17 protein-coding genes are annotated in these 12810 nt (G+C 70.4%); 15 read left to right on the plus strand and 2 right to left on the minus strand.

Annotated features, from left to right (window positions below; all coding sequences use genetic code 11):
- Positions 1-50 precede the first annotated feature (50 nt).
- Together ODJ79_RS12625 and ODJ79_RS12630 are read right to left on the minus strand one after the other, a co-directional pair.
- Entirely contained in the window at positions 51-689 is a 639-nt protein-coding gene (locus ODJ79_RS12625) for an HAD family hydrolase (RefSeq protein ID WP_263023689.1), read from the minus strand.
- Positions 690-733: 44 nt separating this feature from the next.
- Positions 734-1600 carry a winged helix-turn-helix domain-containing protein gene (locus ODJ79_RS12630; protein WP_263023576.1) on the minus strand — a complete coding sequence of 289 codons (867 nt, stop codon included), beginning with the start codon at positions 1598-1600 and terminating at the stop codon, positions 734-736.
- 760 nt (positions 1601-2360) lie between these two features.
- Here ODJ79_RS12630 and ODJ79_RS12635 point away from each other — a divergent pair.
- From ODJ79_RS12635 to ODJ79_RS12705, 15 genes are all read left to right on the plus strand, one after another.
- Complete coding sequence (locus ODJ79_RS12635; protein WP_263023577.1) at positions 2361-2615, plus strand: DUF6284 family protein; 255 nt, start codon at positions 2361-2363, stop codon at positions 2613-2615.
- The gene (locus ODJ79_RS12640; protein ID WP_263023578.1) at positions 2615-2989 is read left to right on the plus strand and encodes an RRQRL motif-containing zinc-binding protein; all 375 of its coding nucleotides are present in this window, start codon (positions 2615-2617) and stop codon (positions 2987-2989) included. The genes ODJ79_RS12635 and ODJ79_RS12640 overlap by 1 nt, the downstream gene beginning before the upstream one ends.
- 16 nt (positions 2990-3005) lie before the next feature.
- A complete protein-coding gene (locus tag ODJ79_RS12645; RefSeq protein WP_263023579.1) occupies positions 3006-3860 on the plus strand; it encodes an ABC transporter permease in 855 nt (284 codons plus the stop codon).
- Positions 3861-3958: 98 nt separating this feature from the next.
- Entirely contained in the window at positions 3959-4135 is a 177-nt protein-coding gene (locus ODJ79_RS12650) for a hypothetical protein (RefSeq protein WP_263023580.1), read from the plus strand.
- Positions 4132-4575: a DUF3307 domain-containing protein gene (locus ODJ79_RS12655; protein ID WP_263023581.1), complete on the plus strand. Its 444-nt coding sequence runs from the start codon at positions 4132-4134 to the stop codon at positions 4573-4575. Before ODJ79_RS12650 ends, ODJ79_RS12655 begins: the two co-directional genes overlap by 4 nt.
- A 13-nt stretch (positions 4576-4588) precedes the next feature.
- The gene (locus ODJ79_RS12660) at positions 4589-5203 is read left to right on the plus strand and encodes a DUF4097 family beta strand repeat-containing protein (RefSeq protein ID WP_263023582.1); all 615 of its coding nucleotides are present in this window, start codon (positions 4589-4591) and stop codon (positions 5201-5203) included.
- A 5-nt stretch (positions 5204-5208) separates the two neighbouring features.
- Positions 5209-5598 carry a hypothetical protein gene (locus ODJ79_RS12665; RefSeq protein ID WP_263023583.1) on the plus strand — a complete coding sequence of 130 codons (390 nt, stop codon included), beginning with the start codon at positions 5209-5211 and terminating at the stop codon, positions 5596-5598.
- Positions 5599-5657: 59 nt separating this feature from the next.
- Positions 5658-7814, plus strand: coding sequence for a cell division protein FtsK (locus ODJ79_RS12670; protein WP_263023690.1), 2157 nt, complete (start codon positions 5658-5660; stop codon positions 7812-7814).
- Positions 7815-7955: 141 nt separating this feature from the next.
- Complete coding sequence (locus ODJ79_RS12675) at positions 7956-8204, plus strand: hypothetical protein (protein ID WP_263023584.1); 249 nt, start codon at positions 7956-7958, stop codon at positions 8202-8204.
- Complete coding sequence (locus ODJ79_RS12680) at positions 8201-8563, plus strand: hypothetical protein (RefSeq protein ID WP_263023585.1); 363 nt, start codon at positions 8201-8203, stop codon at positions 8561-8563. Before ODJ79_RS12675 ends, ODJ79_RS12680 begins: the two co-directional genes overlap by 4 nt.
- A complete protein-coding gene (locus tag ODJ79_RS12685) occupies positions 8560-8940 on the plus strand; it encodes a hypothetical protein (protein ID WP_263023586.1) in 381 nt (126 codons plus the stop codon). Before ODJ79_RS12680 ends, ODJ79_RS12685 begins: the two co-directional genes overlap by 4 nt.
- Positions 8937-9137: a hypothetical protein gene (locus ODJ79_RS12690; RefSeq protein ID WP_263023587.1), complete on the plus strand. Its 201-nt coding sequence runs from the start codon at positions 8937-8939 to the stop codon at positions 9135-9137. The genes ODJ79_RS12685 and ODJ79_RS12690 overlap by 4 nt, the downstream gene beginning before the upstream one ends.
- Entirely contained in the window at positions 9134-10081 is a 948-nt protein-coding gene (locus ODJ79_RS12695; protein WP_263023588.1) for a hypothetical protein, read from the plus strand. Before ODJ79_RS12690 ends, ODJ79_RS12695 begins: the two co-directional genes overlap by 4 nt.
- A complete protein-coding gene (locus tag ODJ79_RS12700) occupies positions 10078-10821 on the plus strand; it encodes a DNA cytosine methyltransferase (RefSeq protein WP_263023589.1) in 744 nt (247 codons plus the stop codon). The genes ODJ79_RS12695 and ODJ79_RS12700 overlap by 4 nt, the downstream gene beginning before the upstream one ends.
- A 33-nt stretch (positions 10822-10854) precedes the next feature.
- Complete coding sequence (locus ODJ79_RS12705; RefSeq protein WP_263023590.1) at positions 10855-12804, plus strand: DUF3987 domain-containing protein; 1950 nt, start codon at positions 10855-10857, stop codon at positions 12802-12804.
- The last annotated feature ends 6 nt before the right edge of the window (positions 12805-12810 follow it).

Consider the following 12810-nt stretch of genomic DNA (forward strand, 5'->3'; position numbering starts at 1 on the left):
AGGTAGCTTATTCAAACTCTTGCGACCAGATGTGCCTATGTTCCTAGTGGCTAGCTTGCCTCTGGTGCCAAGACTTCGGCGAGATGTCCCATTGAGGTGACCACAGCATCAGCGGAAGCGAAGGCCGCGACCTTCCATGTTCGGTTGGCGTAGCCAACAACGCGGACGCCGGCCGCCCGGGCAGCCTCGATGTCCGTAAGCGAGTCTCCGATCAACGTGCAGTCCGCGGGCGCAGCGCCGAGGTATCGGGCCGCGTCCAACACCGGGCCGGGGTGCGGCTTCATCCTTGCAGGGTCCGCGTAGGCCCTGCCGACGATCGGGGTGACCAACGTTATAAGGCCGTGGGCGGCAAGGTACGCCTCAACGGCAGGTGCCGAGTTGTTGCTGACGATGGCGACAGGTAGACCGTGATCGTGGGCGTTGACGATCAACTCATGTCCGAATGGGGTGGGCGCAGCGACTGCCACAGCGCGAAGCTCCGCCTCACAGAGTGCGTCCTCGACAGCGGTGACCACCTTCGGTAAGCATTGCTCGCCCGACCAGCGCAGTACCTCCATCGGGTCCGGCTCGGCCTGGACATCCGTGGGCACGTCGACGCCGAGCCCGGCTAGGAGTCCGACGAGTTCTGCGGCAATGCGGGGGGCCGGGTAACCCGCGAAGACAGAACAGACGGGACCGTCGAAGTCCATCAGAAGCGGGCCGCTGCTGATGAGCCGGGCGAGTACTGCGCGGCTCACGGGCGGTACTCACGGGCGACGCTGTTCCAAACGGCGTCGAACCAGACTTTGGAGGACTCGACGAACTGTGTGCCGTGTGATCCTTCGTCGTCATCCGCTGCGTAGTGAAACAGGGTCACGTCCTTGCCCATTGGGTCGAAGATCTCGACTGGGTTGCCGCCGATGGTCACCTCGCGTTTGACCACGGAGTAGTAGCCGAAGAACGCCTCACGACCGTTCAGCAGATAGAGCTTGAAGGTGGGGGCGATGCTATGCATCCTCGCCTCCACCGTCGCTGACTTCACTAGGCCGAGGTCTCCTAGCTCTTCTACCTGGTCGATGATCCCATCGGTCGAGCGTCGCGTGATCCGTTCTTGCCGCTTCCGCACGGCGGCGTCGTCGCCTCCGGTTGCTGCTAGGGCGGGCAGCGCCATCGGCACAGACATGTCGGAGATCAACAGGCGCACCGCGATCGTCTCCGGCGCCATGCGGCCGGCACGTACGAGGTCCAGTGCTTCGGCGATGGCGTCTCGAAGCGTTTCGCCAGCGAATCCGGCGAAGTCGATGGTCACGTGCGGCTGCTCGAATGCCGCCTCGATCAACGGACGTAGCTCTACAGGACGTTGAGTCTGCGCGCGGACGAAAGCGCCGCTGCCCTGCCGGGTGACGATCAGCCGCTCACTACGCAGGATCTCAAGCGCCCGCCGGATGGTCTCCCTGGCGACGCCATAGCGGTTTGCCAAATCCGGCTGAGACGGCAGCTTGTCGCCCGGCGCGAGCTTCCGGGTCAGGATGGCCGCTCGCAGCATGTTCGCGATCTGCTGCGACGCCTGGCGTGGATCGTCAGGATCCAGCTCACCAAGGAAGTCCAGGTTCGAGGTCACGCTCCGACCATACCCCTGCCTAGACAAGCGAGAAAAGCTGCACTCTAGGGCTTGACTTGCCTAGGCAGGCCAGCCTACCGTCAAGCTATCGAAAATATGCCTAGGCAAGCTAGGCAGATGATCGAAGGCCATGCAACTAGGCCTGCTCGTAGGCCAATTCCATAGAGGCGGTGTTGACCGAACCGCGCACGTCGAACCGGTCAGGTGCCCTACCCGGAAGGCCCGGGCGGTGCCGGTAGTGCCGCGGGGCGGTGTCGCCCTCCGGGTTGAGCGGCTCTTCGTGGTGTGGCTGCGGAGGGTCCGGCGTTGGGTTAGCGCCCTGCGTCGTCGCATTGAGCCGCCGTGACGCGGCCGACCCCTGGTGGTCCCAGGGTGAGCGGGCGCCGGAGAAGGGCGAATGCCCCCGGCATCGTGGGTCGCGCTGACGTAGCGCGTGGCCCGGCGATGACATTTCCTATTGCCTGCCGCGGGCCGGTTCCTCGATGAGAGAGCCGGCCTGCGGGCCGGGCAGCTTCTGTGCCTCATTCCCTTGTTTTCCGATCGAGTGCTAGGAGATACCTGTCATGGCTTCTCTCGCTTCGCTCGTCAGGATTTCCGCACGTCAGAGCGCCGTCTGGCGCGAGTGCGACGGCTGCACCGACCTGGCGCCGCTGGCGCCGGACGAGACCCACTGCCAGGACTGCCGCGCCGAGCGCCGTCGGGTAAGCACCCGCCGCGCGTCGCGGGCCGCCTGACCTTCCGGAAGGACACCCGCTTAACCATGGACGAATTCGACTTCTCCGACGCTGAGCCGTCACCCGCCGACCTCGCGGCGATCGAGACCGAACAGCCCCTGCTCGCCGCCGAGATGCTGTGGCTAGACGCCGAGATCAGCATGTTGGACGCGATCGACCGCGGTGCGGTCACCGACCTGGATCACCGCCGGCTCCGCCGCGCCGAGGCGCGGGTGATCCGTGAGACGTTCGCCTACGTCGCCCGGCTGACCCGCTCGACCTCGCCGCGCCGCGCGGCCTGATGGCCCGGATCCGGGCCGCGTTCAACGACCCGGACGGTACCCGGTACGGCATCCCCACCTACTGGTGGCAGGGCGCCCCGGCCGGCTACGCCACCCGCCGCCAACTACGTGAACGCGGCCTCTCGCCCGGCGGTCAGCCGATCGCCGCGCAGATCTTGTGGGCCGGTACCGGCGGCACCCGTACCGCGTACCTGTACCGGCTCGACCTGGCCCGACCCAAGCGCACCGCAACCCCCGCGCAGCTACGCGCGGTCGCCCGGGCGCTGCTGGCCCGGCGCACCTGCCCGACCTGCCGCCGGGTGCAGCCCTACTACATACCGCGCTCGCTCGGCGAGTGCCTGACCTGCACCAACTCGCCCCTGACCGCCGCCTGAACGGAGCACCCCGCCCATGACCGCCGCGACCGCTGTCCGCAGCGCCTACCCGCCCGCGATCGCCGACCTGATGCCCCGGGCGATCGAGCTAGCCAAGACGACCGACGGCGACTTGCCGTCCCGCAACCGCCTCATGAAGGACCTGCACATCGGCGACAAGAAGGCAAAGGCCGTGCTCGCCGAGCTGACCGCGATCGCCGAGAAGGACGCCAACCGCACCGATCACTGGCGCGGCATGGTGGCCCGGGGCAGCCTCGCCGAGCGGCCCCCGCTGACCCTCGTTCCCGACGCACCGGCCGACGCAGAGCCGGTCGCCGACGCGTCGCCCCAGGCCCTGCCCGACGCGTCAGCTCCAGCTGAGAACGACGCGTCGCACCCGCTGGCGCAAACGACGCATACCAGCACCGACGTGACCTCGCCCGGCGCCGAGGCCGAGCCGGTCGCCGCACCGCAACGCCGCCCGGTCACCTGGCCCGTGTTGATCCTCTGTCTGCCCGCGTTCGTCGCGATCTGGGGCGGCTGGGTGGAGATGGGCCGGCTGACCGGCTTCGGGAAGGTCACCCTGCTGCCGGGCATCGCCGATCACTTCCAGCTCAACACCGCAATCACGCTGCCCATCGGGGTGGAGACCTACGCCGCGTACGCGCTGTTCGTGTGGCTGTCTGGCCGGGCGACCGGCGACGCCCGCAAGTTCGCCAAGCGTTCCGCGATCGCCTCGCTGCTGGTGGGCGCGTTCGGCCAGATCGCCTACCACCTGATGAACGCGTGGGGTTGGACCTCGGCGCCGTGGCCGATCACCGCGTTCGTGTCCTGCATCCCGGTCGCCGTGCTCGGCATGGGCGCCGCGCTCGCGCACCTGATGCACAAGTAGCCCCGCCCGGCGGCACAGCCCTATGGCCTGGAAACCCGTGCTGTGCCGCCGGTCCCACCCCGTCAGTCCCGCAAGACCTCGGAGGAGAGACCCCCATCATGGCAAGCAACCCGAACCCGATCGCCGACGCGGTCGCCAACCTCACCCGCCAGGCGGAGAACACCGCCCGCCGCGACGCCGCGATGACCGCCGACTCCCGGCAGATCCGCGCGGCGCACGCCGCCGGGCAGGACCGCCGCTCGATCGGCGTGACCCGACGGGCGTTCGGCCGATGACCGCCGCCACGTTCGCGGCGGTGTTCGTCGCCCTGTTCGTCGCGCATCAGGTCGCCGACCACTGGATCCAGACCGACCACCAGGCCCGCACCAAGGGCGCACCTGGCTGGCCCAGCCGGATCGCCTGCGCGGCCCACGTCGCCACCTACACCGCCACGGCGCTGGTCGCCCTGGCCGTGTTGAGGCACACGCTCGACCTGCCGCTGACCCCGGGACGGGTGGCCGCCGGCCTGGCCGTCTCAGCGATCAGCCACTACCTCGCCGACCGGCGAACCCCGCTGGCGCGGCTCGCCGCGCTGACCGGCCACGCCGGGTTCTACGCGCTGGGCACCTGCCGCAACGGCCGCGACGACAAGCCGTGCCTCGGCACCGGCGCCTACGCGCTCGATCAGTCCTTCCACTACGCGTGGCTGTTCGTCGCCGCGCTGATCATCGCCTGAACCAGGAGATCCCGTGACCACCATCGAGCACACGGCCCACCTGAGCGGGCCGATCACCCTGCACATCACCACCCAGGCTGCCGACGTGCAGATCGTCGCCGACCCGCGGGTGTCCGGCACCTGGATCGAGCTGTCCACCCCCGACACCAGCGGCCCGGCCGTGGACGCGATCCGGGCCGCCGAGTTCCGCGACGACGGCCGCGACGTGCACCTGAAGCTGACCGAGGGCACCAACATCGTCAACAACCTCGGCAGCGTGACCATCGGCAACTACAGCAGCATGACCGTGGTCAACGGCGTGGTGATCGGTGCGAGCGGCAACTTCGCCTCTTCCGGCATCACCGTCCGGGCCATCACCGAGCCCGGCTCGGCGGTCGTGGTCAAGACCATGTCCGGCGACGTGACCACCAAGAACGTCGGCGCCGTCCGGGCGCAGACCATGTCCGGGGACATCAAGGCCGACGGCCTCACCCGGGACTCCTCGCTCAAGTCGATGTCCGGCGATATCCGGGTGACCGGCGACGGCCGGCCGCGCGTCACCGCGTCAACCATGTCCGGCGACGTAACCGGCAAGGCGGTCGACCTGAACGCCCGCAGCATGTCCGGCCGAGTGCGGCAGGTGGCGTGATCGCCATGACCACCGCCCTCACGGACAACCTGCTCCCCGATGAGATCGCCGACGCGATCACCGGTCAGCTCGCCGCACTCGGCGAGACCACCGACGCGATCGCCGACCGGCTCGCCGCGCTCGGCATCACCGGACATCGGACCGAGTCGGACCGGTGCCCGATCGCCCGCTACCTGTTCCGGCTGGATCCGTCGCTGTACGCGGTCAACGTGCTCGGCGACGTGATCGAGGTTTGCACCGGCACCGGCGCCGAGATCACCGTGCCCACCCCGAACCGGATCAGCGCGTTCGTCGCCTGCTTCGACATCGGCCGCTACCCCCGGCTGGACGCGTCCGAGCAGCCCAACCCCCTCGCAAACCCGGGCACCACGATCCGGAAGGAGGACCGCCCGTGAGCGCCAACGTCAGCTTTTACGCCGGTGACGACTTCCCGTCGTCGGCAGACATCACCCGGATGGTGACCGGCGAGACCGCAGAGGTAGTCGACCTCGACGAGGCCCGGACCCGCCGCACCGCGATCCCGGCCACTCCCAAACCCGACCAGCCCGAGACCGACGGGATCGAGGTGGACGAGGATGCCGAGTCGTACGACGACACCCCGGCGGCCGAGGGTGCCCCGGTCGACGCGGCCGAGGACATCCCGGCCGACGTGCTGGCGCGGCAGAAGGACCGCCGGCCGATCCTGGCCGAGTGGGCGCGCTCGCGCCGGGCGTTCCGGGCGGCCGTCAAGCACCAGACTAAGGACGCCGGTTACGTGCTGGCGTACCACGCGGTCCGCTCGCCGAAGTACGCGGCGAAAACCGCCCTGTGGGCGCCGATCGGGCTGTTCCGCGGACTCGGTCGGGCGCTGCACTGGGCGTCCGCCGAGGAGGGCAACTGGAACCTGCGGCAAGCCGCCGCGCAGCGCGGCGAGGCCGACACCTGGCTCAAGCTCGACGCCCGTCGGCAACGCCAGTCGGTGTGGCGCTGGTGGGTACTCGCCATCGGCACGGTGATCAACACCGTCGCCCTGGTCGTGATCCTGCTAGGCCCGACGTGGTGGCGATACGTCACGTTCGTGTTGCTCCTGCCGCTGCTGGCCACCCTCGGCCGGCCGGCCGACAAGCCGATCACCGACCGGGTAACCGAGGGCACCCGCTACCGCAAACTCACCGCCGAGCTGGTCCGCCGGGCGCTGACCTCGCTGCAACTGGCCGCCATCAACTCGGCCGTGGCGAAGGACCCGAAGGCCATCGCGTTCCCGTTCGACATCCACCGCGACGGCCCCGGCCACATCGCGATCGTCGACCTGCCCTTCGGGGTCGAGGCGTCCGAGGTCGTGGCCCGACGCGGGCGGCTGGCCTCAGCGATGCGGCTACCGCTGGATCAAGTCTGGCCCTCACCCGCCCCCGGGCACACCGGCCGGCTGGCGCTGTGGGTCGGCTACGAGCCCGCCTCGCAGATGAAGCAGCCGGCCTGCCCGCTGCTGTCCGACTCGGCGAAGGTGGACCTGTTCAAGCCGTTCCCGTTCGCCACCACCCCCAAGCTCGACGAGATCTTCGCCGAGCTGATGTACCGCAACTGGCTGTTCGGTGGCCAGCCGGGATCCGGTAAGACGTTCGCCCTGCGGCTGCTGCTGCTGGCCGCGTCCCTGGACCCGCGCGCCGAGATCCGCGGCTACGAACTCAAGGGTGTCGGGGACTTCGCCGTGCTGGAACCGGTGATGGCCGAGTACGGCAACGGCTTCGACGACGAGACCCTGGCCCGCTGCTTCGCGTTCATCGAGTGGCTCTACGAGGAGTGCCGCCGCCGGTCGAAGCGGATCGAGCACTACGCCCGGATGGGCAAGGCCCCAGAGAACAAGGTCACCCCCGAACTCGCCAGCCTCAAGGGATCCGGGCTGCACCCGCTGATCGCCTGGTTCGACGAGCTGCAGGAGCTGATGACCAGCAAGTTCGGCAAGGAAGCCGGCGAGCTGCTGGAAAAAATCATCAAGCTGGGTCGGGCGCTCGGGATCGTCATCCTGATCGGCACCCAGATCCCGGACAAGGACAGCCTGCCGACCGGGATCACCCGCAACGTCAACTCCCGGTTCTGCCTGTCGGTGGCCGACCAGACCGCGAACGACATGATCCTGGGCACCTCCGCCTACAAGCAGGGCTACCGGGCGACGGTGTTCCAGCCGGTCACCGAGGCCGGCTGGGGTGTGCTGCGCGGATTCGGCGCGGTGCAGTCGGTCCGCTCGTTCTACGTGGACACCACGGCGGCCGGGCGGATCGTCGCCCGGGCGGTCGCGCTGCGCACGGCGGCCGGCAACGTCCCGACCTTCCCCGCCGAGCGTGAGATCGGCCCGGCGCACAGCGTGCTGGACGACCTCGCGCGGGTGTGGCCCGGCGACGAGAAGTCCGTCTGGAACGAGACCCTGTGCGGGCTGCTCGCCGAGCTGCGTCCCGACACCTACGGCGGCTGGAAGGCCGCGCAGCTGACCGCCGCGCTCAAGCCGCACACCGCGATCACCGTCACGGCGGTCGGCAAGCGGATCGACGGGGAGCAGACCACCAAGCGCGGCATCGTCCACGCCGAACTCCTCACCGCGATCACCGAACGTGACCGCAAGCGGTCGGCTGACTGACCGGCCGAGGGCTGCAATCGATAGCAGCTGAGCCTGCTATCGATTGCAGCCCCGCTAGCACCCCGATCGAATCATGAGCTGCCCGATCGCAGATAGCAGCTCACGGCCGCGCACACCCAAAAACCGGCCCGGGAGGCTGTTTTGAACCCCCAGCTCAGCGGCGCAATCGCCGTCCCGATCATCCTCATCGCCATCACGCTCGGTTACGCGTTCGCGTGCTGGGTGTGGCCCTTCAAGAACTGCGGCAAGTGCCACGGCACCGGCAAGAAGCGCTCCCCGTCCCGCAAGGCGTTCCGGCTCTGCCGCCGCTGCGAGGGCACCGGCCGCCGGGTACGCGCCGGGCGCTGGATCTACAACCGGCTCTCCGGCATCCGCCGGGACGCCCGATGAAGGCCCGCACGATGGCCCGGACCGGCCGGGCCGAGACACCGCACACCGACTGGTGCGCCCGCGGGCACCGGTGCGGGCTGATCGAGCACCGCTCGACCGACACGATCGTCAAGCTGCCCGGCCACGGCGAGTTCATCGTCACCCGCGTCCTGGGCCGCGACGGCTTCGAGTACGCCGAGATCCGCGGGCTGGTCCGGCTGCACACCACCGACGCGGGCGCCCGCTGGCAGCTCCGCCAGCTGCTGGCCGGTCTGCCCCGGCTACTGAACCACCTCGCCATCCGCCCCGGCGTCGTCCGCGACGGCACCCCCATCCCACCCACCCCTCGCCCTGCCCTCGATCGGAGACCCGCAGCATGACCACCACCAACACCCCGACCGACACGCGCCGGCAGGCCCTCGCCGCCGGCCTGCACGCCCTGGCCGACTTCCTCGCCGAGCACCCCGACGTGCCCGCCGACGGTGGCGGCACCGTCGGCTACTGCGTGTTCGCCGACAGCGACCAGGCCGGCATCGAGCGGGTAGCCGAGATCGCCGCCGCCCTCGGTGTCGAGGTCACCGACATCGGCGGGGGCAACCCGACCGCGGGAACCACCCACTTCCTCGCCCGCCGCCGGTTCGGCCCGGCGGTCTACGAGGCCAGCTACATCACCAACGCATGGATGGCCGACTACGACGCGCACATGAGCTACCGCGGCAACGTCCGCGCCGACGAAGAGCAGGAGGCCAGCGCATGAACATCCGCCTGATGGGCGACGGCGACCAGGTCGCCGCCGCCGTCGCCGCCCTGGAGACCACACCCGGCCTGCGCATCGTCACGGTGTCCCGGCCGTACGCCAACCGTCGCGACCCCGAGCAGATGCGCATCTACCTCGACGCCGAGGTGACCGCAGCTGTCCACGACCATCCGGCCGTGGATCGGTGGGCGGCATGACCACCACAGCCGTCGTGCTCCCCGGCGGGTGCGACGCGTCGGTTTCCGCCGCGGCGTACGCGTCGGCCCGGGCCGGGATCGACGCGTCGCGCCCGGATCCGGACGCGACGCGTCGCGCCTGCAGCGCCCGGTCGACGCACGACGCGTCGTGTGCCACCGGCGAGACCCGACGGCTGTGCGCGTGGTGTCATGGCCCGGTCCCGGCCGCCGCCCGGCGGGACTCGATCTGCTGCTCGGTGCGCTGTCGGCAGGCCCGGCACCGGTTCACCCGGGCCGCCGGGCGGCCGGTAGCCGTCGCGGACGGCCGCCCGCTACGGCTGGCCTACGCCGATCCGCCCTACCCGGGCAAGGCGTGGCTCTACCGCGATCACCCGGACTACGCGGGCGAGGTCGAACACGCCTCACTGATCGCTCGGCTCGCGTCCTACGACGGGTGGGCGCTGTCCACCTCCGCCGCGGCCCTGCCTGCGGTGCTGGCGCTGTGCCCGCCCGGTGTGCGGGTAGCGGCGTGGCACCGCGGCGAGCGGCCCACCCCGAGCCGGTGGCCGCTCAACGCCTGGGAACCGGTCATCTACTCGGGCGGCCGGCCCGCGGACCCGTCGCACGCCGAGCACCCGCTCGCGGCGCGACGCGTCGACTCCCTCGTTCACGGCATCGCCCCGATGACCACCCTCCCGGGCCGGGTGGTCGGGGCGAAACCGGCCGCGTTCTGCCGGTGGGTATTCGACCTGCTCGGCGCGACCAGCGAGGACAGCCTTGACGACCTGTTCCCCGGGTCCGGCGCCGTCGCCCGCGCGTGGGCCGCCTACGCCGGCCAGCCGTCGTCCAAGTCCCGGCCCGACACGTCGGTTCGAGCTGGGAACGACGCGTCGCGTACCGCGGCCGCGAGACACGACGCGTCGAATACCCCGGCAGAAGCGACGGCTTGCAGGAGGGCAGCATGACGACCCGACCGCGTGCCCTCGACCTGTTCGGCGGAGAAGGGCTGGCCGCCCTCGGCTACGCCCGCGCCGGGTTCGACGTCACCACCGTGGAGATCGACCCCGAACGCCTCGCCCACCACGTCACCCACCCGCACGTGCACGTGACCCAAGGAGATGCCACCACCTACCCGCTCGACGGGTTCGACCTGGTGGCCGGTTCCCCGCCGTGCACCGATCACAGCGAACAGGCGCCTCTGGCCGCTCAGGCCCGCGGCGGAACCGCGGGCACTGGCTGGATGCTCGCGCACACCTTGCGCCGGGTTCGGGCGTGGGCCGACTCGACCGGTGGCCTGTTCGTGATCGAGAACGTCGAGGGCGCCAAACCCGTCATGGGTAGCCCACTGGTGCTGTGCGGCACCATGTTCGGCCTCGCCGACGAGGGTTGGTACCTGGAACGACACCGGCTGTTCGAGTCGAACGCGGCGCTGATGGCGCCCGGCCCGCACCGCTGTCGCACTCGTGCGCTGCGGGGTCGGATCATCGGCGTCTACGGCGACCTGACCAGCAACGACCGCTCCTGCGGTGGCCGCCGCCGCCCCGGTGGTGGCCTCCGGGCCGGCGTCGAACGCGCCCGCCGGCTGATGGGCGCGCCGTGGGCCAGTCCCCGCGGCCTCGCCCTGGGGATCCCGCCCGCCTACACCCAATACCTCGGTGAGCAGATCCTCACACAACTCGGCGGCTCCCTGGCCGCAGCTGCTTGACCGATCCACCACCTGACCGAGAGGAGGCCGACCGTGACCTCAGCCGGGTACGACCTGGCCGCCGAGCAGGCCGTCATCGGTGCCGCCCTGCTCGCACCGCACCTGATGGCCGACCTCGCCGCCGTGCTGACCCCGGGCGACTTCGGCCGCCCGGCACACCGCGTGTTGTGGGAGGCCATGTGCGCGATGCACGCCGCCGGAACACCGACGGATCCGATCACCGTCACCGCGCACCTGGCCGACACCGGCGACCTCGGCCGGATGGGCGGGGCACCCTACCTGCACACCCTGACCGCCGAGGTACCCGCGGCCGGCAACGCCGCCCACTACGCGGACATCGTCGCCGACCTGGCGAAGCGGCGGAAGGTCGCTGGCCTCGGCGCCCAACTCGCCCAGCTCGCGACCACCGGGGACGACCCGGCCGAGCTGCTCGCGGCTGGGCGGGCGCTGCTCGACGGCGCTCAAGCGCCCGGCGGCTGGCCCGCGTTGATCCCGCTCGGCCAGGCCCGGCACCTACCGCCGTTTCCGGCCGAGCTGCTGCCCGGCTGGCTCGGCGACCACGTGCACGCGGTCGCCGAGTTCACCCAAACCCCGCCCGACCTGCCCGGCAGTCTCGCCCTGGCCTGCCTGTCCACGGCCGCGGGTGGCCGGGCCGAGATCGAGGTACGCGGATCCTGGCGGGAACCGGCGAACCTCTACACCGTCGTCGTGCTACCACCCGGCTCCCGCAAGAGCGCGGTGTTCGCGGCCATGGTCGCCCCGATCCTGGCCGCCGAAAAAGCCCTGATCGAGCAGACCGCACCCGCGATCATCGAGGCCGAACTAGCGGCCAAGGTCGCCGGGAAAGCCGCCGAACGAGCCGCGATCACCGCCGCATCCGCGGACGCATCCGGGCGGGATGCGCTGATCGCCGAGGCCGCCGCCGCAGCGATGAACGCCGACGCGATCACCGTGCCCGCCAAACCCCGGCTGGTCGCCGACGACGTGACCAGCGAAATGGCCGCCTCCCTGCTGGCCGAGCAGGGCGGCCGGCTCGCCGTCCTCTCCCCGGAAGGAGGAATCTTCGCCACCATCGCCGGCCGCTACTCCGGCACCCCCAACCTGGAAGTGTTCCTGAAAGGCCACGCCGGGGACCTGATGCGCGTCGACCGCCGCTCCCGGCAAGCCGAACACGTCGACAAACCCGCCCTAACCATGGGCCTAGCCGTCCAACCGGAAATCCTGCGCGACATCGCCGGCATGCCCGGCTTCCGCGGCCTCGGCCTACTCGCCCGGATCCTGTTCGCGCTTCCCGAAAACACCGTCGGCCGCCGGAAAATCGGCGCCGACCCCATCCCCACCCAGGTCGCCGAGCAATACCACGCCGCCCTGACCGCCCTGATCCTGTCCCTGGCCGAATGGACCGACCCGGCCGTCCTCGTGCTCACGCCCGACGCGAACGAACTCGTTCTCGACATCGAACGACAGGTGGAACCCCGACTCGCGGCCGGTGGGGCGTGGGCGCACATCGTCGACTGGGGCAGCAAATACACCGGCGCCGTCGTCCGGATCGCCGGGCTGCTCCACCTCGCCGAACACCTACGCGACGGCTGGGGCAAACCCATCAACGCCGACACCCTCACCCGCGCCGCCGCCATCGGCGACTACTACGCCGCTCACGCCCTCGCCGCGTTCGACGACATGGGCGCCGACACCGCCACCCGCAACGCCCGACACCTACTCGCCTGGATCGAACGAACCACCACCAGCGCATTCACCAAACGCGAAGCGTTCCGGGCCACCCAAACCGCCCAGATCAAAACCATGACCGACCTCGAACCCGCCCTCGCCGTCCTCGAAACACACGGCTACCTCCGCCAACTCGACCCCCCGGCGCCGAAACGAGCCGGCGGCCGGCCGCCCTCACCCAGCTACCTCGTCCACCCCGACGTGCACCGACCGGCCGCCACCGTGCACCCGATCACCGCACGCCGCGCCTCATAACGGCCT

The sequence above is a fragment of the Actinoplanes sp. KI2 genome, from assembly GCF_025630775.1.
In the GTDB taxonomy this organism is placed as follows: domain Bacteria; phylum Actinomycetota; class Actinomycetes; order Mycobacteriales; family Micromonosporaceae; genus Actinoplanes.

Bases quoted from the DNA above. Each gene is read 5' to 3' on its own strand.
- ODJ79_RS12650 (WP_263023580.1), top strand. From the start codon at position 3,959: ATGGCAAGCAACCCGAACCCGATCGCCGACGCGGTCGCCAACCTCACC.
- ODJ79_RS12700 (WP_263023589.1), top strand. From the start codon at position 10,078: ATGACGACCCGACCGCGTGCCCTCGACCTGTTCGGCGGAGAAGGGCTG.
- ODJ79_RS12655 (WP_263023581.1), top strand. From the start codon at position 4,132: ATGACCGCCGCCACGTTCGCGGCGGTGTTCGTCGCCCTGTTCGTCGCG.
- ODJ79_RS12685 (WP_263023586.1), top strand. From the start codon at position 8,560: ATGACCACCACCAACACCCCGACCGACACGCGCCGGCAGGCCCTCGCC.
- ODJ79_RS12690 (WP_263023587.1), top strand. From the start codon at position 8,937: ATGAACATCCGCCTGATGGGCGACGGCGACCAGGTCGCCGCCGCCGTC.
- ODJ79_RS12635 (WP_263023577.1), top strand. From the start codon at position 2,361: ATGGACGAATTCGACTTCTCCGACGCTGAGCCGTCACCCGCCGACCTC.
- ODJ79_RS12640 (WP_263023578.1), top strand. From the start codon at position 2,615: ATGGCCCGGATCCGGGCCGCGTTCAACGACCCGGACGGTACCCGGTAC.
- ODJ79_RS12665 (WP_263023583.1), top strand. From the start codon at position 5,209: ATGACCACCGCCCTCACGGACAACCTGCTCCCCGATGAGATCGCCGAC.
- ODJ79_RS12670 (WP_263023690.1), top strand. From the start codon at position 5,658: ATGGTGACCGGCGAGACCGCAGAGGTAGTCGACCTCGACGAGGCCCGG.
- ODJ79_RS12645 (WP_263023579.1), top strand. From the start codon at position 3,006: ATGACCGCCGCGACCGCTGTCCGCAGCGCCTACCCGCCCGCGATCGCC.
- ODJ79_RS12680 (WP_263023585.1), top strand. From the start codon at position 8,201: ATGAAGGCCCGCACGATGGCCCGGACCGGCCGGGCCGAGACACCGCAC.
- ODJ79_RS12625 (WP_263023689.1), bottom strand. From the start codon at position 689: ATGGACTTCGACGGTCCCGTCTGTTCTGTCTTCGCGGGTTACCCGGCC.
- ODJ79_RS12695 (WP_263023588.1), top strand. From the start codon at position 9,134: ATGACCACCACAGCCGTCGTGCTCCCCGGCGGGTGCGACGCGTCGGTT.